The organism is Pantoea sp. Lij88 (genome assembly GCF_030062155.1).
Taxonomy (GTDB): domain Bacteria; phylum Pseudomonadota; class Gammaproteobacteria; order Enterobacterales; family Enterobacteriaceae; genus Pantoea.
The window spans coordinates 2,339,957-2,360,766 of sequence record NZ_CP118269.1 but is presented as its reverse complement, the minus strand read 5'-3'; the positions used below and the strand labels follow the sequence as shown (position 1 = coordinate 2,360,766).

Below are 20,810 nucleotides of genomic sequence, written 5' to 3'. Positions count from 1 at the left end.
GCTATTATGTCTGTCACTCAGCCGCTGCCTAAACGCGTTATTCCGGTCGGTATTCTCTATTCTGTTTCTGGCGATTATGCGGTTATCGGGCGTGAGATGCTCAACGGCATTCTGCTGGCAATTGAGGAGATAAACGCCAATCCCGCCCATCAATTTACCCTTGCGCCCGTGATCCGCGATCCGCAGGGTTCGCTGGATCTCTACTACGAATATTGCCACGACTTACTCTATCGCCACGGTGTGCGTCATGTAATTGGCTGCTACACGTCCGCGGCGCGTAAGACCATTCTGCCGTTGATCGAAGGGGCCAACGCGCTGCTGTGGCACTCCGCGCGCTATGAGGGATTTGAGAGCAGCAATAGCGTGATTTACCTGGGTGCCACCCCTAATCAGCATATTTTGCCGATGCTTAGCTGGCTCCTGCAGCAGCAGGCGGCGGAGATCTATCACATCGGTTCAAACTATGTCTGGTCCTGGGAGATGGATCGCATCACCCGTGAAGCCGTTATCCCTGCGGGCGGCAGCGTGCTGCAAAGTAAATTACTGCCGATGGGCGAAGAAGATGTCGAGACGTTAATCGCCGATATCATCGCCTGCCGGCCGAAAGTCCTCCTGAATACCCTGGTCGGGAAAAGCGCCTACAGTTTTTATCGCGCCTGGCATCAGGCCTGCCAGCAGCAGCCGTGGTTAAACGAGGTGCTCAAGCTCAGCCTGACCTTGTGTGAACCGGAAGTTAAGTTAATCGGCGCAGAAGCGTTAGAGGGATATCTGGTTTCGGCAAGCTGGTTTCAGTCGATAGACAGCATCGCCAACCGGCGTTTTCTGAGCAGCTATCACCAACGCTTTGGTGAGCATGTTTCGCCGTCAGTGGATAGCGAGAGTGCCTGGCTGGCCGGACATTTGCTGGCGAGAGCCATTGCGAGCCACGGCAATGATGACGTCGAAGGTGTGCGCAATGCGGTATTACAGGATGAAATGGATTCGCCAGCCGGGCGGATCCGCCTTAACGCCGGGAATAATCACTGCTGGCTGACCCCGCATCTGGCGCGTTGCCACAACGGCAGGCTGGAGAGTTTCTGGCAGGCTGATGCGCCGGTGGAACCCGATCCCTGGCTGGCCTGGGTGGATCTCGCGAGCCTCATGCAGCGCGGAGGTCCCGCATGAGCCGAAAAAACGTGCAGATGCGCGGATTAAAAGTCTGTGTGATCGGCTGTTCCGACCGTGATAACCACCATCTGGCGCAGCAGTTTAGCCGCATAGGGATTGAGGGCCTGTTCTGTGCGGCGTTTCCGGACGAGAACCAGCTGGCTGACCAGCAGCTGTTGGTGTTCGACGGCGATAACTCCACCCTGTTTCACCCCACGAACCCGCTTCCCTGGCCCGCGCTGCCAAAGATTGCGCTGACCGCCATTGAAACGCCGTCGCGTTTACAGTGGATTGCCGAACAGAAGATCGACAGCTATATGCGTAAACCGGTGCGCTTTGATGGTGTGATGACTGCTTTTACGCTGGCGCTCTACCATGCTGCACACATCAGCCAGCTTGAAGCGCAACTCCGACGGCAGGAGGAGCGACTTCGCGCACGGAAGTTTCTGTTTTCCGCGCAGCTGCGGGTGATGTCTGCGCTTCGGCTGGAGGAGGATGACGCCTACAGCCTGCTGCGCCGTGCCTCAATGGCGCAACACATGACCATTGAAAATCTCAGTTGTGAGTTGCTGAACAATACGGAGTCCTGGCTCAACCGATTGAGATCAATGCTGGCGGAGTAGGGTAATTTACTTAGTGAGGTGCTGCACAAAAAATGGCTTCAGGAAGAGGCCGGAGTATCGTTGTTGCGGGGTTAAGTCAGACATTATGAAATAAAAAATCCACGCAATGGCGTGGATTTCAGGGAGTCTGTCTGACTTCATGGGATTGCTGAAACCCCATAAGCCAGCAAAGTTTAATCAGACGTTGAACAGGAAGTTCATCACATCGCCATCTTTCACGATGTACTCTTTACCTTCTGAACGCATCTTGCCGGCTTCTTTCGCGCCTTGCTCGCCTTTGTAAGCGATGAAGTCTTCAAACGCGATGGTCTGGGCGCGGATAAAGCCTTTCTCGAAGTCGGTATGGATTTTACCGGCTGCCTGTGGGGCCGTTGCGCCAACCGGGATAGTCCATGCACGCACTTCTTTCACGCCAGCGGTGAAATAGGTCTGCAGGTTCAGCAGGGAGTAACCGGCGCGGATCACGCGGTTCAGACCCGGCTCTTCCAGTCCCAGTTCGGCCATGAACTCGTCACGGTCTTCATCTTCCAGCTCGGCAATGTCCGACTCGACGGCGGCGCACACGGGTACCACGACGGAACCTTCTGCTTCAGCAATAGCGCGAACCTGATCCAGGTATGGGTTGTTCTCGAAACCATCTTCATTGACGTTCGCAATGTACATCGTTGGTTTCAGGGTCAGGAAGCTCAGATAGCGGATGGCCGCTTTGTCGTCCGCATCCAGATCCAGTGAACGCAGCATGCCCGCTTCAGAAAGATGCGGCAGGCACTTCTCCAGCGCAGCCAGCTCAGCCTTGGCATCTTTGTCGCCGCCTTTGGCTTTCTTCTGCACACGCTGAATGGCACGTTCACAGGTCTCAAGATCGGACAGCGCCAGTTCGGTGTTGATGACATCAATATCTTCAGCCGGGTTAACTTTACCCGCAACGTGGATGATGTTGTCATTTTCAAAGCAGCGCACCACGTGGCCGATCGCTTCGGTTTCGCGGATGTTGGTCAGGAACTGGTTGCCCAGGCCTTCACCTTTTGACGCGCCTTTTACCAGACCCGCGATATCGACAAATTCCATGGTAGTTGGCACCACGCGCTGCGGCTTAACAATCTCAGAAAGCTGGTCGAGACGCAGGTCAGGCATTGGCACCACGCCCGTGTTTGGCTCAATGGTGCAGAAGGGGAAGTTAGCCGCTTCGATGCCCGCTTTAGTCAGCGCGTTAAACAGAGTGGATTTACCGACGTTCGGCAGGCCCACGATACCGCATTTGAATCCCATGGTTTGATACCCTTTATAACTGGATGGACAGCGCGCCAGTAAGCGGGCTGTCGGAGACGAATAGAAAAATTTCGCGCATTATACACGGAATCGCGACGATTCGGGCGTTTAAGCAGGCCTGAAGGCGTGCAGCCGGTTCATCGCCTTAATGCGATCCTCTTTCAGCCACAGTTCGGTGCAGCGCGCCGCTTCATCAATGGCATCATCAATCAGCTTCTGCTCACTGGCAGGCGGCTTGCCCAGTACAAATCCCGTTACCTTGTTGCGATCGCCGGGATGCCCGATACCGATGCGCAGACGGTGGAAATTATTGTTATTGCCCAGTTTGCTGATGATGTCTTTCAGCCCGTTATGGCCGCCATGCCCGCCGCCTTGCTTGAATTTCGCTACGCCGGGTGGCAAGTCGAGTTCATCGTGCGCCACCAGAATCTCTTCCGGTGCAATGCGATAAAAGGTCGCCATTGCCGCCACCGCTTTACCGCTCAGGTTCATAAAGGTGGTCGGCACCAGCAGGCGCACATCCTCTCCGGCTATCGCCAGACGGGCGGTGTAGCCATAGAATTTGCCTTCCTCTTTCAGTGACTGATTGTGGCGCTCAGCCAGTAGATCCAGATACCAGGCACCCGCATTGTGGCGCGTGGCGGCATATTCAGCGCCCGGATTGGCAAGGCCCACAATCAGTTTAATGCTGCTCACAATGATTATCCTGCTGTTATCGCGAAAGGGCGTTAGTTTACTTCGCCACAGCCAGGATGACAAAGCACATGCATCGAAATGGTTCAGGAGGGTGATTAGTCATTTTCTATCTAAATCAACAGGCTGCAATCAGGGCCAGTAAATTGTTTATGGCTGATGTGTGATCCAGTACGCAACGTAGCCGCTATCCATTGCCTAAACTTATGGCACTTAACATTGTGTGCGGTTATTGACTCATATGGATGGAGGTGCAGCATGAAACATCAACATTCCCGCTTAGCGGGTAACAGCTTGATGGTACTGGGATTAGTCACAATGGTGCTGGGCGTCGGTTTTTCTATTATTAATCAGCTCCCCTCACTCGACATGCCGCAACTGCTGGCGCAGGGTGCGATGTTAGGCATCTTTATCGGTGCGCTGCTGTGGCTGGTGGGGGCGGGCCTGAGTGGTCGTGAAAAAGTGGAAGATCGTTATTACTGGCATCGTCGCTATGACAATCGCTGCCGCCGGTCTCACAATTCACACCATTAACTGAGGGCTGCAGTGACCGGATGCTGCGCTGTGCGGTTCCGGCCGCTGGCCTTCGCGTGATAGAGCGCTGCGTCCGCCTGCGCCAGCAAATCCTCAAAACCCTGCCGGTGGCCTGTTGCCGTGGCAAAGCCAATGCTGACCGAATAGGGTATCGCATTCGGCTGCGATGCGCAGACCGCCAGCCGGATGGACTCACACCACGTTTCTGCTTCCTCAGCCGCTCCCGGGATAATCGCCGCAAACTCTTCTCCGCCCAGTCGCGCAAAACGCCCCTCAGCCGGCAGTAGCGAACTGACCACGTCGCAAAAGTGGATCAGCACCAGGTCGCCCTGATGATGACCATACTGATCGTTAATGCTTTTGAAATGATCGAGGTCGAACAGGACCGCGCTGAAGGGCCGGTTCTGACGGCGGCATCGCGCCACTATTTTTTCTGCTTCATTAAACAGGGCGCGACGATTCCAGACGCTGGTCAGCGGATCATGCAGGGAGGCATGTTTTAAGCTGACCTGCATCCGTTCATTGACCATGGCCAGAAGGGTAAATGTCAGGCCGATGACAAACAGAATCGATTCCAGAATGACGTAAACCGAGAAGTTCGATCCCCCAATCGCGCCCGGCTGAGTGCTGGGAACCGCCGTGTCCAGAAACAGGCGCGCCAGGTGAAACAGCAGATGGATCCACAGCAGCAACTGCGCAGGCCAGAAGCTCGCCTTCAGCGTGTCACGCGCCTGCCAGACCAGCTGAATCAGAGCCGCCGTGTAGGCAATGCAGGCGATGCAAAGCACCATGACCCGTTTGGGTAAGCTGTAATAAAACGCCGGAAAGCAGCAGAGCAGTGCCCAGAGCAGGGCGCCCAGCAGCCAGTGGGTGCCCAGGGGTTTGTCGCAGAGGCGCCGGAACGCATTTAATAATCCGCCATAAGCCAGCATCATCATCACATTGCCCACCGCGACCGGCAGGAAATGCAGACCACTGCTGCGCAGGCTACTTAAGAACACCGCAATCAGGGTAAAAATCAGCGACAGGCAGGTAAAGCCAAGGACGCGGTCATACTGCGATCCGATCCAGGCAAAAATCATGATGATACTCAGAAACCCCAGCACATAGAGCTCGCAGACAAACAACGTATAGATATCCAGGCTCATGGTGGTCAGGTTCTCAGGGAAAGTGCGCAGCAAATTACCACTTTACGGCACAGGGCAGAAGCGGTGAGCGCAGTGTTTGAGTAAAAGAGTGAGTGGCGTTGAAAATAGAGGGTTTTGGGGACGTTTTTCGCGGAAAAACCAGAAAAAGAAGCGCGTTAATCGGGGAGTCGGCAGGGTTAAAAAAACCGGGCACAGGGCCCGGTTCCGCGAAGATTAATGCTCGAACATCGCCGAGATAGATTCTTCGTTACTGATGCGGCGAATGGCTTCGGCCAGCATGCCAGATAAGGTCAGCGTGCGCACATTCGGCAGTGACTTAATCTCGTCAGAGAGGGGGATGGTATCGCAGACGATAACCTGGTCGAGTACAGATTTACGCAGGTTTTCAACCGCATTGCCGGAGAAGATCGGGTGCGTCGCGTAAGCAAACACGCGCTTTGCACCACGCTCTTTCAGCGCTTCAGCCGCTTTGCACAGCGTGCCGCCGGTGTCGATCATGTCGTCGACCAGCACGCAGTCGCGGCCAGCAACGTCACCAATAATGTGCATCACCTGAGAAACGTTCGCGCGAGGGCGGCGTTTATCGATGATAGCCATATCGGTGTCGTTCAGCAGTTTAGCGATAGCACGGGCACGTACTACGCCACCAATGTCGGGAGAAACAACAATCGGGTTTTCCAGACCGATCTGCATCATATCTTCCAGCAGGATCGGACTGCCAAATACGTTATCAACCGGGACGTCGAAGAAGCCCTGGATCTGCTCGGCGTGCAGGTCAACCGTAAGAACACGGTCAACACCGACGCTGGAAAGGAAGTCTGCCACTACTTTAGCGGTGATAGGCACACGCGCAGAACGCACGCGGCGATCCTGACGGGCATAACCAAAGTAGGGAATGACTGCGGTAATACGACCAGCAGAAGCACGACGCAGCGCGTCGACCATCACAACCAGTTCCATCAGATTATCGTTGGTGGGAGCACAGGTGGACTGGATGATGAAAATATCACCACCGCGTACATTTTCGTTAATCTGTACGCTCACTTCACCATCACTGAAACGGCCTACTGCGGCGTCTCCCAGGCTGGTGTAAAGGCGGTTGGCAATACGTTGTGCTAGTTCCGGGGTGGCGTTACCAGCAAATAGCTTCATATCAGGCACGAGAAGAACCTCAGGCTTTGCGTCCAGAGAATGAACGGCATGACTGTAACCGGCGCGTACAGTCATGTGCGTTCACACGGGTGTGTTGATGCGAAACGTGCAGTGCCTGGAACGGGGTGACACTGTCACGCATTCGCTAATCGCCTCGCAGGGTACGCTGTAGCGGCGAAACATTTACGCCCCGCGCTACAAATCCGCGCACCCCATTCGGGGCAAGCTCCAGCACCTGACGGGCAGCAGACTCGGTGTCGAATTCAGCAAACACACAAGCGCCCGTGCCAGTCAGGCGTGACGGCGCGTATTCTAGCAGCCAGGAAACAAGCTCATCAACCTCGCGAAAACGTTTTCTTACCACTGCTTCACAATCATTGGTGAAGGGGGCGGCTAAAAGCGTCGATAAACTGCGCGATGGCGTGTCACGCGTCAGTTCGGAGTCGTTGAATACCACTGGGGTGCTGATGTTCACGCCGGGATGGGCGACAAGATACCACTTTTCTTCCGGCTCTGCGGGCTGAAGTTGTTCACCTACACCCTGCGCAAAGGCCGCGAAGCCCTTCACGAAGACCGGTACATCCGCTCCCAGCTTCACGCCAATCGCCGCCAGCTCATCCGGTGTGAAACCGGTTTGCCACAGATGATTCAGCGCAACCAGCACGGTGGCTGCATCAGAAGAGCCGCCGCCAAGACCACCGCCCATGGGCAGGTGTTTCTCGATGGCAATCTGCGCGCCGGCGCGGGCAGGCAGGCAATGTTTGTCCTGCGCCGCCTGCTTCAGCATGGTCGCAGCGCGCACAATCAGGTTGTCCGCATCCGCGACGCCTGCCACGGGCGTTAACAGCTGAATCGAATCGCTGTCATCAACGGTAATCTGCAACTGGTCACTGTAATCCAGAAACTGAAACAGCGTCTGCAGGTTGTGATAGCCGTCGGGACGACGGCCGGTGATGTAGAGAAAAAGATTCAGTTTTGCCGGGGCAGGCCAGTGGGTGATCATTGAACGGTCCAGCCGTCCATACGCAGTTTAATCCGCTGATCACCCTCTTTCAGCTCCAGGCTGGATGGCAGCGGCGGGGTGACTTTGCTGTCGTAGCCCGCGATAGAGACCTGCCAGGTCTGGCCGTCGCGGCTGTAGTTCAGGCTGCTCAGCTGATAGCTATCGTTAAGCTGATAGTCGGTGGCATCGCCCGGCAGGCCCATCATCCACTGACGCAGATTCGCCAGCGGAATATTCATGCCGGTCAGCTGGGAAATCATTTTCTGCGCGTCGTTGCTGACATAACGCTTGCCCTTGTTGTCGACGATCTGCACCACAGAGCCCTGCGCATCGAGCTGCAGTTCAGTGCTGCCCAGCGGATTGGTCAGCAGCAGGCGATAGCGATCGGGCGCGGTCTGCTGCCAGTTGAAGCGGGCATAGACTTTCTGCTTGTCAGAAAGGTAGGCAAAGGCGCCGCGGGTCTGGTAGTGCGTGACCTTTGAGACCGCCTGCTGATGCTGTTGCCACTGTGGCGCGGTAACGCTGGGGCCCGGGCCTTGCGGTTTGTTGACGCTACAGGCCGCCAGCAGAACGCTGGCGAGGGGCAAAAGGCGCAACAGATTGCGTGGTGTATTAAGCATCAAGTGGTCATCTCCTCGGACACATTTATTATTCGTAACGGATAACGCTAACCGTCCCGGTTTTAACCGTCAATGCTGTTATGCAGCAAATTGAGCACGATCGGGTTAATCTTATTACAGTCATAGCCTTTGTATGGCTTTTCTTGATCTGCCGCATCTTGTAGAATGCGCCTCACAAAACCCTGACATTATTGGGACATCCCAACCAAAACCACCATGACGCTGCTCGCTCTCGGAATCAATCACAAGACAGCCCCCATTGCTCTGCGCGAACGCGTCTCGTTCGGGCCGGAGACGCTTGAGCAGGCGTTAAACAGCCTGTTATCACAGCCAATGGTGCAGAGCGGCGTGGTGTTGTCCACCTGTAACCGGACGGAACTTTACCTGAGTGTAGAGCAGCAGGCCGATTTACAGGCGCGTCTGGTGAGCTGGTTATGTAACTATCATCAGCTGGATGAAGAGGATGTGCGGAACAGCCTCTACTGGCATCAGGATAACGAGGCGGTCAGCCATCTGATGCGCGTTGCCAGCGGCCTCGATTCACTGGTGCTGGGCGAACCCCAGATTCTCGGTCAGGTGAAAAAAGCGTTTGCCGACTCCTCACGCGGTCAGGCGCTGAGCAGTGAACTGGAACGTATGTTCCAGAAAACCTTCTCTGTTGCCAAGCGCGTGCGCACGGAAACCGATATCGGTGCGAACGCGGTCTCGGTGGCCTTTGCCGCCTGTACGCTGGCCCGTCAAATCTTCGAATCTCTCTCTTCCGTCAATGTGCTGCTGGTCGGCGCAGGCGAAACCATCGAACTGGTCGCGCGTCATCTGCGCGAACATCAGGTCAAAAATCTGATCATCGCCAACCGTACCCGCGAGCGCGCCGAAACGCTGGCGGCGGAAGTCGGTGCGGAGGTGATCACGCTGGCGGAGATCGATGCCCGTCTGGCAGAAGCCGACATTATCATCTCCTCAACCTCCAGTCCGCTGCCGATTATTGGCAAGGGGATGATGGAGCGCGCCCTGAAAGCGCGCCGCAACAAACCGATGCTGCTGGTGGATATTGCCGTACCGCGCGACGTAGAGCCGGAAGTGGGCGACCTGCCTAACGCCTATCTCTACAGCGTGGATGACCTGCAGGCGATCATCGAGCAGAACCTGGCGCAGCGCAAAGCGGCCGCGGTTCAGGCCGAAAGCATCGTGGTGCAGGAAAGCAGCGAATTCATGGCGTGGCTGCGCTCCCAGGGCGCGGTGAATACGATCCGTGAATATCGTTCTCAGGCGGATGAGATCCGCGCTGAGCTGGAAGGCCGTGCGCTGCAGGCGCTGCAGCAGGGTGCCGACCCGCAGAAAGTCATGCAGGAACTGGCGCACAAGCTGACCAACCGTTTAATACACGCTCCAACCAAATCACTTCAGCAGGCCGCCCGCGATGGCGATAATGAACGCCTGCAGATTTTACGCGACAGCCTGGGTCTCGATTAGGCACACCGCTGTCGCCACCTGTTTACGGGAATCCCACATTTAAATGAAAACCTCTATAGTTGCCAAACTGGAAGCCCTGCAGGAGCGCCACGAAGAAGTGGAAGCGATGCTGGGCGATGCTGGCGTCATCGCCGATCAGGAGCGTTTCCGTGCGCTGTCACGCGAATATGCTCAACTGACCGATGTGACCCGTTGCTTCCGCGACTGGCAGCAGGTTCAGGAAGATATCGAAACGGCGCAGCAGATGCTCGACGATCCTGAAATGCGTGATATGGCGCAGGAAGAGTTGCAGGAAGCGCGTGAGAAGAGTGAAGTACTGGAACAGCAGTTACAGGTTCTGTTGCTGCCGAAAGATCCCGACGATGAGCGCGCCTGCTTTATCGAAGTGCGCGCCGGAACCGGCGGCGATGAAGCCGCGATCTTCGCTGGCGATTTGTTCCGTATGTACAGCCGCTATGCCGAAGCGCGTCGCTGGCGCGTGGAGATCATCAGCGCCAACGAAGGCGAGCATGGCGGTTACAAAGAAGTCATTGCCCGCGTGACCGGCGAGGGTGCCTATGGGCGCCTGAAGTTTGAGTCTGGCGGTCACCGCGTGCAGCGTGTGCCGGAGACCGAATCTCAGGGTCGTATTCATACCTCAGCCTGTACCGTGGCCGTGATGCCGGAAATTCCGGAAGCGGAACTGCCGGAAATCAACGCCGGTGACCTGAAGATCGATACCTTCCGCTCATCTGGCGCAGGCGGTCAGCACGTTAACACCACCGACTCCGCGATTCGTATTACCCACCTGCCAACCGGCATCGTGGTGGAGTGTCAGGACGAACGTTCACAGCATAAAAACAAAGCCAAAGCGCTGGCGGTACTGGGTTCGCGTATTCACGCGGCAGAGATGGCCCGCCGTCACGCCGCCGAAGCCAGTACCCGCCGCAACCTGCTGGGCAGCGGCGATCGTTCTGACCGTAACCGCACCTATAACTTCCCGCAGGGCCGCGTAACCGATCACCGCATCAACCTGACGATCTACCGTCTGGATGAAGTGATGGAAGGCAAAATCGACAGCCTGATCGAGCCGATTGTGCAGGAGTACCAGGCGGATCAGCTGGCGGCGCTGGCTGGTCAGGATTAATGGATATTCGTCACTGGCTGAAACAGGCGGTCGCCACACTGTGCGGTGGTGACAGTCCGAAGCGTGACGCAGAGATCCTGTTAGGTTTTGTGACCGGCAAATCACGCAGCTGGTTAATCGCCTTTGATGAAACGCTGCTCAGCGATGAGCAGCTCTCGCAGCTGGATAGCCTGCTGGCGCGTCGCGCCCGGGGTGAGCCAGTGGCGCATCTGGTGGGCGAACGTGAGTTCTGGTCGCTGCCTTTGCGCGTCACGGACGCCACGCTGATTCCGCGCCCGGATACCGAGTTACTGGTTGAACAGGCGCTGGCACATCTGCCCGCAACACCGGCGACCATTCTGGATATGGGTACCGGCACCGGCGCAATTGCCCTGGCGCTGGCCAGCGAGCGGCCCGACTGTCAGGTCACCGGCGTGGATCGCATCGACGCCGCCGTCGAACTGGCGAGCAGCAATGCGCAGCATCTCAGTCTCCTTAACACCACCTTTCTGCTCAGTCACTGGTTCCAGGCACTGCATCCGCAGCGCTTTACCCTCATCGTCAGCAACCCGCCCTATATTGATGCCAGCGACAGTCATCTGGAGCAGGGCGACGTGCGTTTCGAACCGCGCAGCGCGCTGGTGGCCGATGAAGCGGGGCTGGCGGATCTGCGCACGCTGATCGAGCAGGCGCCCGCGTGGCTGCTGCCTGGTGGCTGGCTGCTGCTCGAGCATGGCTGGCAGCAGGGCGAGGCAGTGGCCGCGCTGATGCGGCAGAATGGCTATCAAGCTGTTGAAACAGTTGACGATTACGGCGGCAATCCACGTGTGACCTTAGGTCAGTTCCCCGCTTAACAGCGCTTTGAAAAGGATTCATGATGTACGCCTTTTATCCCCTGATTAAAAATCTGCACATCTTAACGGTCGTGCTGACCGTGACGTTGTTCCTGCTGCGTTTTTACTGGCTGCGCCGTGGATCGGCGATGATGACGAAACGCTGGGTCCGCATTCTGCCGCACGTTAACGACACCCTGTTACTGGTGACCGGCGTCTCGCTGGTGATGATTACCCACTTCTATCCCTTCACGCCGCAAGGAAGCTGGCTGACGGAGAAGCTTTTAGCGGTTATCATCTACATCGCCTTAGGATTTGTGGCATTGAGTCGCCGTCCACGTACTGATCGCACCCGCTGGATCGCTTTTCTGGTGGCGTTAATCGCACTGGTGACCATCATTAAGCTGGCGCTGACCAAAATGCCGTTATGGGGATAGCATGACCTCGACCGAACAATTAGATTTCAGCCAGACGCCGCTGTGTGAAGCGGTGATTGGCGCTACGCTTGCCATCCGCGCCGACTTCCCGGCGGTGTCGGTGGAAACGCAACTTGCGGCGTTAGTCGCCGAAGCGCGTGAGTATGTCAGTGACATCGAAGATGCTGATATGCAGCTCGAAAAGCTGCTGGAGCTGTTTTATCGCCAGTGGGGCTTTCGCGGTGCCAGCGGCGTCTACAAACTTTCCGATGCGCTGTGGATCGATAACGTGCTGAAGACCCGCCAGGGCACCGCAGTGTCACTGGGTGTGATTCTGCTGCACATCGCCGCCGAGCTGGAACTGCCGCTGATGCCGGTGATTTTCCCGACGCAGCTGATTCTGCGCGCCGACTGGATTGATGGCGATAAGTGGATGATTAACCCGTTCAATGGGGAAACCCTGGATCGGCACACGCTGGAAGTGTGGCTCAAAGGCAATATCAGCCCGACCGCGCGTCTGTATGACGATGATCTGGACGAAGCCAAAACCGTCACCGTGATGCGCAAGATGCTCGACACGCTGAAAGCCGCGTTGATGGAAGAGCAGAAGATGGAACTGGCGCTGAACGTCAGTCAGGTGCTGTTGCGTATCGATCCTGATGATCCCTACGAAATCCGCGATCGCGGTTTGATCTACGCGCAGCTGCAGTGCGAACATATCGCCCTGAATGATTTAACCTACTTCGTTGAGCAGTGTCCTGAAGACCCGGTCAGCGAAATGATCAAAGTTCAGATTCACGCAATCGAACAAAAACAGGTCACGCTGCACTAAGCGGACCCACTGAAAAGGAAAGGGCATGACACAGAAAGTCGTGAGTATTGGCGATATCAAGGTTGCAAACGATCTGCCATTTGTACTGTTTGGCGGGATGAACGTGCTGGAGTCGCGCGACCTGGCGATGCGCATCTGCGAACATTACGTCACCGTCACCAGTAAACTCGGTATTCCTTACGTGTTTAAGGCGTCGTTTGATAAAGCGAACCGCTCCTCTATTCACTCTTATCGTGGCCCAGGCCTGGAAGAGGGAATGAAGATTTTCCAGGAGCTGAAGCAGGCTTTCGGCGTGAAGATCATCACCGATGTCCATGAAGCGTCACAGGCGCAGCCGGTCTCTGAAGTGGTTGATGTGATCCAGCTGCCGGCTTTCCTGGCGCGTCAGACTGACCTGGTAGAAGCCATGGCGAAAACCGGCGCGGTCATCAACGTGAAGAAGCCACAGTTCGTCAGCCCCGGTCAGATGGGCAACATCGTTGATAAGTTCGCTGAAGGCGGCAACGAGCAGGTTATCCTGTGCGATCGCGGCAGCAACTTTGGCTATGACAATCTGGTTGTCGATATGCTGGGCTTTAACGTGATGAAGAAAGTCACCAAAAACAGCCCGGTGATTTTCGATGTGACCCATGCGCTGCAGACGCGCGATCCGTTTGGCGCAGCTTCTGGCGGTCGTCGTGCCCAGGTCGCTGAGCTGGCGCGTGCGGGTATGGCGGTCGGCATTGCCGGTCTGTTTATCGAAGCGCATCCGGATCCGGAACACGCCCTGTGCGATGGCCCATCCGCGTTACCGCTGGATAAGCTGGAGCCGTTCCTGGCACAGATGAAAGCGATTGACGATCTGGTGAAAAGCTTCCCGGAACTCGATACCAGCAAGTAAGTAAGTTTGCTGCAAAAAAAAGAGCGATTAATCGCTCTTTTTTTTCGCCTGACATCCGGTGACGTTACAGCATGATGGTCATCAGATAACCGATAAACAACGCCAGATGGGCGGCACCGTTCAGGACATTGGTGCGTCCGGTCGAGAAGGAGAGCTGACAGAGAATCAGCGACGCCATCATGATCACCATCTGCGGTGGCTCCAGACCGAATATCAGCTCCTGTCCGGTCAGAGTAGCGATAATGGTCACCGCCGGTACGGTCAGGGAGATGGTCGCCAGCACCGAGCCAAAGAACAGGTTCATGGCGCGTTGTACCTGATTCATCAGCACGGCCTTGATCGCGCCCAGGCCCTCCGGTGAGAGGATCAGCAGCGCGACCAGGAAGCCGGTGAACTGCGCCGGTGCATTCAGATCCGTCAGCAGGCTTTCCAGCGTATTCGCATTCATCTTGGTCACGGCAATCACCGCAATCAGATGCACGAGCAGCCAGATGGTGTGCCAGACGCTGCTGTGTGCCGAAGGTTTGCCGTGATGCGGATCCCCATCGTCACTCTCATCTTCGTGCTCGTAGACAAACAAGCTCTGGTGCGTTTTAGTCTGGATCAGCAGGAAAACGCCATACATCGCTGCGGAAATTGCCGCGATGAGCAGCGCCTGGGTAACAGAGAAGTTACCGCCCGGCAGCGCGTTGGGAAACACCAGCACCAGAATCGCGAGGGGAAAGATAGCGATCAGATATTGCTTCACGCCCGCCAGATTCACGTATTGCGTCGCGAATTTATTCCCGCCCAGCAAGAGCGCAAAGCCGACCAGGCCGCCGGTGACAATCATCACGATTGAATAAAGCGTATCGCGCATCAGGCCGGGTGCGGCATCGCCGGTCGCCATCAGTGCCGAGATCAGGCTCACTTCCAGAATCACGACGGACAGACTCAGGATCAGAGAGCCATAAGGCTCGCCCAGGCGGTGGGCCAGTACGTCTGCATGTCGTACAACGCTAAACGCGCTGCTCAGAATGGCAACCAGCGCCACTAAGTTGATCCCGACGACGATCGGAAATGACGTGGTTGCACCAAAAAAATAGAGTATCCCCAGCGTGATAAGGGGAAGTATCAGCGAGAATTCCTTGTGACGTGTTTTTTCATGTGAAGGCATTCACCATCCTCTCTGGTTAATGATTATCCGGACACAGCGCGTGCTGCTGTTAGAAATATAATCAGTTTTAGGGCAGGGCGCAGTTTATCTTTTCACCTGCCCGAGCGGGAAAAATTTACTGCTTTTTACTAAAATGCAATAAAGTCCCGAAGGGGTATTAACCTGAAGTTATCTCAAATATTGCAATATTAATCAGCCTACAACAATTCTGACATATCACTCTATCCAGCGGTTATTCACCGGAAAATCCGCTCTTCATGATGACTTGTGTGAGCTCACAGGGGTTTTCACTATGAAGTGGCGATAAGTCGCTGTTTGTATTTTTGCCGTGCTGCGCCAGGCTTAACAGGTGTTCCTTAACTGAGGAGGGGTTATGCCTTATTCTGACCGAAACGACTTACCAGACAATGTTAAACACGTGCTGCCCGCGCATGCGCAGGATATCTATCAGCAGGCATTTAACAGTGCGTGGGAACAGTATAAAAAGGCGGAAGATCGCCGTGGCGAGGAGTCGCGGGAGGAGGTGGCGCACAAAGTCGCCTGGTCAGCCGTGAAAAAAGAGTATGAAAAAGGCGATGACGATAAGTGGCACCCTAAAAAATAATGCCCTCGCTAGCCTGTACATGACAAAGGGCCAGGATTATCTGGCCCTTTTTTACGGCTGCGCTATCAGGTTTATCTGGTTTTTTTTAACCTGCGACCGGAATCACGCTTGTAACCCTGCGCAGAAATAGATTAATGTCAATTTAATGAACGAAACGCAGCGCCGTTTTGGAGATCATGTTACAGGAGCCATTCCGCAGGACGCCGTTGACGTTGAGGAGGTCGCATTGCTTACCCGGGAATTTCTATTAAAAGCGGATTGTAAAACGTCGTTCGGGGATATCGATGAGACGCTACTCTGGAGTTGCGAGCAGCGCGCGGCCTCACTGGCAGCCACCCTGGCCTGCCGTCCCGATCACAGCCCGGTATGGATCTTTGGCTACGGCTCGCTGATGTGGAACCCGATTTTTGAGGCGGATGAAGTCGCCTCCGGTTCGCTGGAGGGCTGGCACCGCGCTTTCTGTTTGCGGCTGATTGCCGGACGTGGAACCGCCACGCATCCAGGCCGTATGCTGGCGCTGAAGCAGGGCGGCCGCACCACCGGACTGGCATTTCGTCTGCCGGAAGAGCGCCTGCATGAAGAGCTGGCGCTGCTGTGGAAGCGTGAGATGATCACCGGCTGCTATCTTCCCACCTGGTGTGAGTTACAGCTGGAGGATGGACGCAGCGTGACGGCGCTGACGTTTATTATGGACCCGCGTCATCCGCTCTATGAATCGGACTCCTGCCCGGAGGCGATCGCGCCACTTATCGCCGCCGCCAGCGGCCCACTGGGCTCGAATGCGCAGTATCTGTTTGCGCTGGAAGAGGAACTGACCCGGCGCGGCATGGAGGATGAGAGTCTGAGCCGACTGGCACATCAGGTGCGGACGCTGCAGCAATCCTGCCTCAGACAGGCCTGAGCCGGGGCAGCCGCATAGAAAAGGGCGCGACATTGTCGCGCCCTTTTACGATCGAACCGGGGATTAGTTACCCGGATTAATCAGCCAGGTGCCAGGCTTATCGATCGTCAAAGACTGGCTGTGCATCTCACTGCCATTCTTCACGTCAATTTTGTACTGGCCCGCCGCCAGATTCAGCGCGGCAAAGCCGCTGCTGCCCGGTTTCACCTCGACCGGCTGTCCGTTCAGCACCACGCTCTCACCACTCTCCAGCTTGAGATAGACCGTCGCCAGCGCGGCCGGAACGGCGGCGGCTGACGGAGCCGATGCGGGCGCATTCGTCACGGCTGAACGATTACTCACGCCCTCCGGCGTCGCGCTGTGGCGATTAGTCAGCCATACCGTGACGATCACCGCCAGGATAGCCACGGCCGCCAGACCCAGCAGGCCAGGAGACAGTCTGCGCACCGTACGCGGCGTAACCGGTTCAGCCGACGCGGCGGCGTGATTCATCGCCATCACCACCGGCGGAGCCGCCTCAGTCACCTCTTCGATCGGCAGAGCAGGCGATTCGCCCGGCACCGGGAAGCTGTTGACCACGGCCTCCACATCACTGACCGGCAGATCGATCAGCGCCGCAAAGGCGTCAATCGTTTGCGGACGATCGCCGGGTTTCATGGCCAGCGCGCAGTCAATGGCGTGCAGCAGCGGCAGCGAGTAGCCTTCTGGCTGACGTTCCACCAGCGGCTGATAATTATCTTCAATGCAGCGCACCACACTCACCGGCGGTGGATTACCGGTAATCAGGCTGTGCAGCACCGCGCCCAGAGCGTAGATATCGGTCCACGGTCCCTGTTCGACTTCACCCTCTTCGCTGTACTGCTCAATCGGCGCAAAGCCCGGTTTGAGCATGATTTCCGTTTCGTCAGAGAGGTTGCCAATCTCTTTACGCGCCGAGCCGAAGTCCAGCAGCACCGGCAGCTGATTATCCTGCAGCTGGATGTTGTCGAGCGAGATATCGCGATGCAGATAGCCGGCCTGATGAATGGTGCTGATGGCACCCAGCAGCGGCGGCAGCAGGCGACGGATCCAGGCTTCACAAATCGATGCCGGGCTGGTGACCTGCCACTCTTTCAGAGTCATGCCGCTGTAGTAGAGCGTGCCCATATAGGCCGTGCCGTTCTGCTCCCAGAAGCGCAGCACGTGCAGCAGTCCCGGATGGTTAAAGCGGGCCAGCAGACGTGCTTCCTGAATAAAGCTGTTCAGCCCGGCATTAAACAGTTTCTGAAAACGTTCACCGCGCAGCTCCAGCGTTAAATCGGTGGCACGGACCGCCAGCGACACCGGCATATACTCTTTGATGGCGATAGTGCGTTCTAACTGGTGATCCCACGCGCGATAGACGATGCCGAAGCCGCCGCCCCCGATCACTTCCTTGATCTCAAACTCATTGAAACGATAGCCGTCAGGCAGGGCATTCGGAACAGTTTTCGGATTATCATTTGCCGACATAGTGAACTCTCTGTACACGGCCTGATCGCCAGGCAGCGCGGTAATTAATTGATGTTACGCCAGGCACCAATGGCTGGATCGACCAGATCCGCGTGCAGGGTGTCGATGAGTAACACATTCACTTTTTGCTGTGGCATGAAATAGGGCGCCCACTGGCTGCGCAACGTATCGACCCGCGATTTCACAGCGTCAGCATCCTGCTGCGCAGCATTCTTATCCATCTTTATCAACAGCGCACCATTGAAGCGCCACACATGCTGGCGGGCATCAAAGGGCAGTACCAGCCAGCTATCGGGCGTATCCGGGCGCGTCACAATCATGCGCTGATTATTCGCAGCGATGACTTCCAGCTTGCTGTCCGGGATCGTCAGATTGGCGATGGGGTAGCCCTGATAAAAGGTGACCGCGACCGGCGTGGGGTGCTCCGGCGTCGCCAGCGTCAGTTCACTCTTGCCTTCTGCCCAGCCGTCGGGCGAGCACTGCTGCTTGCTGACGTCCGGGATAAACAGGGTCTGGGCATTTTCATCCCAGGCGGTGCGGAAATGGCAGCCGCTCGGGAGGTCAAAATGTTGCAGCGGCGTGCTGTTGGCGGGCCGTGACAGGTCCAGCGGCACGGCATTGCTGGCACTGGCGCTGGCCGTGGCATCGGCCATCACGATAGGACGCCAGTTCTGCAACTTGCTGGCGCTGCCGCTGGCCAGGACGCCACCCTCTTTATTGGTCATCTGCCACGGCAGTTCGTCCAGTAATCCGCACTGATTGGCGAGCAGGGTGCCAACGCGCGGTAAAAAGGTGGTCAGCACCGACGAATCCTTACTCTTGCCGGAGACGATGCGCAGCGGCAGCGTCTCTTTACACCAGTCGTCAGGCGCTTTACTCACCACGTTATCGATGTAGACCTCCAGCGCCAGGCTGGGGGAGTACACCACCCGATAATTTTCAGCCTGGGCGTTAAAGGCCATCAGCAGGGTGATGATGCCGGGCAACCACAGTTTCATAAGGATCCTTGGAATCAAAAACGAGGCGGCAGGAAGCGCGCCGAATCAGCCAGTGAATAGAGCAATGTTGCCTCTTCCGGCTCACCAATCCAGACCGCCAGTGCGCTGAGATTATCTTTTTTTACGTTGCGGCTTACCGCCTGTTCCATCAGTGCCAGCCACTCTTCGCAGGCATTCACCATGCGCAGCGCCTGTTCCATTTCATCACTGGTGAGATTCAGCCAGAAGCCATCGGTGCAGACCAGAAAAGCGTCGCCATCTTCCAGCCCTATCTCCTGCGAAAAGCTCACTAAACGAGACGGTTCAGCGCCGAGCGCATTATAGAGTAAATTACTGTTAATGCCGGTATTTTCATAGCCGGCATCTTTCAGCTGCTGGGCCAGACTGTGATCCCGGGTCACCTCATGGAGCGCGCCGCGGCGGAAGTGGTAAACCCGGCTGTCACCGGCATGCGCCCACCATGCACGCTGTTTATGACGGTCAATAAACAGGGCCGCCAGGGTAGTACTCATGCGTGAATATTTCGGATTTTTACCCTGTGCCTCCTGCAAGGCTAAGCGGCACTGTTCAATCGCCTGACGGGTCATTTCCGGCGTAAAGTCGTCATGCGCCTGTATCTGACTCAGCAGGGTGTCGCGCACCAGCTGTGCCGCCATCTCGCCGCCAGGCAGACCGGCCACGCCATCGCAGACCACAAAACAGGCTTTACGATCATCCAGCTCTGCGCCGGTGCGATCCTGATTCTCATCACGTAGCCCCTGCTGACAGCGGCTGGCAAAAACGATTTTCATGCTTCATCTACCCGCGTCTGAGAGTCCTTATACTGATTCACCTCCATGTCATACGCGTGCAGAAACGCCTCGCCAAACAGCGTATGGAAATCGTCTTCGATCTCCCCGGCAGTTCGCTGGTAATTACGCATGAAGTAGTCCCACAGGGCCGCTTTCTTCGCGGTGGAAAAGGGCAGCTTTGACACCAGACCATCGGCGCGCGCCTGCTCTTCCAGCCGCTGCGGATTAAAGGATTGCAGCATCGCCGCGATAATGGCGCGGATACCGGCAATCATGCCCAGCTGGTGGGCCTGCAGATCGACCAGCGCATCGCGAACCGCCTGTTCCGGCGGCATAAAACCCGGCATCTGGCTCTGGTACATCTGCATCAGCACGGTTTTGCCGGAGGGCAGGATCTTGAACGGATTATTGGCCTCGTTCAGGATCATCGTCATGTCCGCTTTTACGCCACGCTTGAGAATGGATCGCGACGAGAGCAGCGCGACGGTGCCCTGGGAGAATAGGCTCAGCATCCGGCCGGTAATGAACATCTGCTCTTCATCCACCGGCGTAGCGTGACCGTTGCTCAGCCCCATGCCGTCGAGCAGGGCGGCGATCAGCCGATCCTGATCCACCGGCTGTGATACCAGCGCCCGGCGCGGCTCACTGGCCTGCGGATCAATCGCCAGCCGCGCATCGTTGTGGCGCTCGTGGCGTGAAGGGGTGACCTCATTGACCAGCAGCCGGTCATCAATCTCATGATGTTCGTGAATGCCCAGCGGATTCGCGGGCTCGGCGCTGTCGCCTGCAAACAGCGCCAGGGGATCGTTCTGCACGTTATTGCAGGCGGGGTCACGCACTTCCAGCGCATAGTCACCGATGCGTAACGCATCGCCATGCTTCAGCAGCACCTGCATGCCGCGACCCAGGGAAATCCCGTTATGTTCTACCGGCGTCACGCTGCCCTGATTGGTCAGACGGCACTCTCCGTCGTGCGACAGGTGAACCAGCGCCTGCAGACGCGAAATGGCCCGCGTCTCGTCCGGCAGCACCAGATCGTTGTCCTGACTGCGGCCAATCGTGCCGCCAGGCGGCAGAAACGCGACGCTTTTGACCGGAACATCCGTAGTGCTTTGCACAATGGTAAATTGCATGAGTTATCC

The 20,810-nt window shown here is 56.7% G+C and carries 22 protein-coding genes; 11 read left to right on the top strand and 11 right to left on the bottom strand.

Annotated features, from left to right (window positions below; translation table 11 throughout):
* Positions 1-6: 6 nt before the first annotated feature.
* Positions 7-1,164 (top strand): transporter substrate-binding domain-containing protein, encoded by a 1,158-nt coding sequence (locus tag PU624_RS14805; RefSeq protein ID WP_283545589.1) that lies wholly within the window; start codon positions 7-9, stop codon positions 1,162-1,164.
* On the top strand, positions 1,161-1,769 hold the full coding sequence (locus tag PU624_RS14800) for an ANTAR domain-containing response regulator (RefSeq protein ID WP_283545588.1): 609 nt from the start codon (positions 1,161-1,163) through the stop codon (positions 1,767-1,769). The genes PU624_RS14805 and PU624_RS14800 overlap by 4 nt, the downstream gene beginning before the upstream one ends.
* A 177-nt stretch (positions 1,770-1,946) precedes the next feature.
* Here PU624_RS14800 and ychF read toward each other — a convergent pair whose 3' ends face one another.
* Both ychF and pth read right to left on the bottom strand, forming a co-directional pair.
* A complete protein-coding gene (gene ychF / locus PU624_RS14795) occupies positions 1,947-3,038 on the bottom strand; it encodes a redox-regulated ATPase YchF (protein ID WP_003850816.1) in 1,092 nt (363 codons plus the stop codon).
* 108 nt (positions 3,039-3,146) lie between these two features.
* Entirely contained in the window at positions 3,147-3,734 is a 588-nt protein-coding gene (pth, locus tag PU624_RS14790) for an aminoacyl-tRNA hydrolase (RefSeq protein WP_283545587.1), read from the bottom strand.
* A 255-nt stretch (positions 3,735-3,989) separates the two neighbouring features.
* Here pth and ychH point away from each other — a divergent pair, with 255 nt between their 5' ends.
* The gene (gene ychH, locus PU624_RS14785; RefSeq protein WP_283545586.1) at positions 3,990-4,265 is read left to right on the top strand and encodes a stress-induced protein YchH; all 276 of its coding nucleotides are present in this window, start codon (positions 3,990-3,992) and stop codon (positions 4,263-4,265) included.
* On the opposite strand, the gene PU624_RS14780 is transcribed toward ychH, so the two are convergent.
* The 4 genes from PU624_RS14780 to lolB all read right to left on the bottom strand — a co-directional run bounded on the left by PU624_RS14780 (position 4,262) and on the right by lolB (position 8,188).
* Complete coding sequence (locus tag PU624_RS14780; protein ID WP_283548003.1) at positions 4,262-5,413, bottom strand: GGDEF domain-containing protein; 1,152 nt, start codon at positions 5,411-5,413, stop codon at positions 4,262-4,264. The two genes, ychH and PU624_RS14780, sit on opposite strands and share 4 nt — an antisense overlap.
* A 213-nt stretch (positions 5,414-5,626) precedes the next feature.
* On the bottom strand, positions 5,627-6,574 hold the full coding sequence (gene prs, locus PU624_RS14775) for a ribose-phosphate diphosphokinase (protein WP_003850825.1): 948 nt from the start codon (positions 6,572-6,574) through the stop codon (positions 5,627-5,629).
* Positions 6,575-6,710: 136 nt separating this feature from the next.
* Entirely contained in the window at positions 6,711-7,568 is an 858-nt protein-coding gene (ispE, locus tag PU624_RS14770; RefSeq protein ID WP_283545585.1) for a 4-(cytidine 5'-diphospho)-2-C-methyl-D-erythritol kinase, read from the bottom strand.
* The gene (gene lolB / locus PU624_RS14765; RefSeq protein WP_283545584.1) at positions 7,565-8,188 is read right to left on the bottom strand and encodes a lipoprotein insertase outer membrane protein LolB; all 624 of its coding nucleotides are present in this window, start codon (positions 8,186-8,188) and stop codon (positions 7,565-7,567) included. Before lolB ends, ispE begins: the two co-directional genes overlap by 4 nt.
* A gap of 216 nt (positions 8,189-8,404) precedes the next feature.
* Here lolB and hemA point away from each other — a divergent pair, with 216 nt between their 5' ends.
* The 6 genes from hemA to kdsA are packed head-to-tail and all read left to right on the top strand — an operon-like array spanning position 8,405 to position 13,727.
* A complete protein-coding gene (gene hemA / locus PU624_RS14760) occupies positions 8,405-9,661 on the top strand; it encodes a glutamyl-tRNA reductase (protein ID WP_003850831.1) in 1,257 nt (418 codons plus the stop codon).
* Positions 9,662-9,704: 43 nt separating this feature from the next.
* Positions 9,705-10,787 (top strand): peptide chain release factor 1, encoded by a 1,083-nt coding sequence (gene prfA, locus PU624_RS14755; RefSeq protein ID WP_179895952.1) that lies wholly within the window; start codon positions 9,705-9,707, stop codon positions 10,785-10,787.
* Entirely contained in the window at positions 10,787-11,620 is an 834-nt protein-coding gene (prmC, locus tag PU624_RS14750) for a peptide chain release factor N(5)-glutamine methyltransferase (protein ID WP_283545583.1), read from the top strand. Before prfA ends, prmC begins: the two co-directional genes overlap by 1 nt.
* Before the next feature lie 23 nt (positions 11,621-11,643).
* A complete protein-coding gene (locus PU624_RS14745; RefSeq protein WP_283548002.1) occupies positions 11,644-12,036 on the top strand; it encodes a SirB2 family protein in 393 nt (130 codons plus the stop codon).
* Between the two features lies 1 nt (position 12,037).
* Positions 12,038-12,847, top strand: a complete 810-nt coding sequence (gene sirB1 / locus PU624_RS14740; protein ID WP_283545582.1) for an invasion regulator SirB1 — start codon at positions 12,038-12,040, stop codon at positions 12,845-12,847.
* A 25-nt stretch (positions 12,848-12,872) separates the two neighbouring features.
* Positions 12,873-13,727, top strand: a complete 855-nt coding sequence (gene kdsA / locus PU624_RS14735; RefSeq protein WP_283545581.1) for a 3-deoxy-8-phosphooctulonate synthase — start codon at positions 12,873-12,875, stop codon at positions 13,725-13,727.
* Between the two features lie 64 nt (positions 13,728-13,791).
* Here kdsA and chaA read toward each other — a convergent pair whose 3' ends face one another.
* A complete protein-coding gene (gene chaA, locus PU624_RS14730; protein ID WP_283545580.1) occupies positions 13,792-14,883 on the bottom strand; it encodes a sodium-potassium/proton antiporter ChaA in 1,092 nt (363 codons plus the stop codon).
* A 373-nt stretch (positions 14,884-15,256) separates the two neighbouring features.
* Between chaA and chaB the strand changes: the two genes are divergently transcribed.
* Both chaB and PU624_RS14720 read left to right on the top strand, forming a co-directional pair.
* Entirely contained in the window at positions 15,257-15,487 is a 231-nt protein-coding gene (chaB, locus tag PU624_RS14725; protein ID WP_283545579.1) for a putative cation transport regulator ChaB, read from the top strand.
* A 226-nt stretch (positions 15,488-15,713) separates the two neighbouring features.
* Complete coding sequence (locus PU624_RS14720) at positions 15,714-16,388, top strand: gamma-glutamylcyclotransferase (RefSeq protein WP_283548001.1); 675 nt, start codon at positions 15,714-15,716, stop codon at positions 16,386-16,388.
* A gap of 63 nt (positions 16,389-16,451) precedes the next feature.
* Here the strand turns inward: PU624_RS14720 and PU624_RS14715 are convergent, their stop codons facing one another.
* Genes PU624_RS14715 through tagH form a run of 4 tightly spaced genes read right to left on the bottom strand, consistent with a single transcriptional unit; the run spans position 16,452 to position 20,801 of the window.
* Positions 16,452-17,879 (bottom strand): serine/threonine protein kinase, encoded by a 1,428-nt coding sequence (locus PU624_RS14715; protein WP_283545578.1) that lies wholly within the window; start codon positions 17,877-17,879, stop codon positions 16,452-16,454.
* A 44-nt stretch (positions 17,880-17,923) separates the two neighbouring features.
* A complete protein-coding gene (locus tag PU624_RS14710; RefSeq protein ID WP_283545577.1) occupies positions 17,924-18,877 on the bottom strand; it encodes a hypothetical protein in 954 nt (317 codons plus the stop codon).
* A 14-nt stretch (positions 18,878-18,891) separates the two neighbouring features.
* Positions 18,892-19,668 (bottom strand): PP2C family protein-serine/threonine phosphatase, encoded by a 777-nt coding sequence (locus tag PU624_RS14705; RefSeq protein ID WP_283545576.1) that lies wholly within the window; start codon positions 19,666-19,668, stop codon positions 18,892-18,894.
* Entirely contained in the window at positions 19,665-20,801 is a 1,137-nt protein-coding gene (gene tagH, locus PU624_RS14700; RefSeq protein ID WP_283545575.1) for a type VI secretion system-associated FHA domain protein TagH, read from the bottom strand. The genes PU624_RS14705 and tagH overlap by 4 nt, the downstream gene beginning before the upstream one ends.
* Positions 20,802-20,810 lie beyond the last annotated feature (9 nt).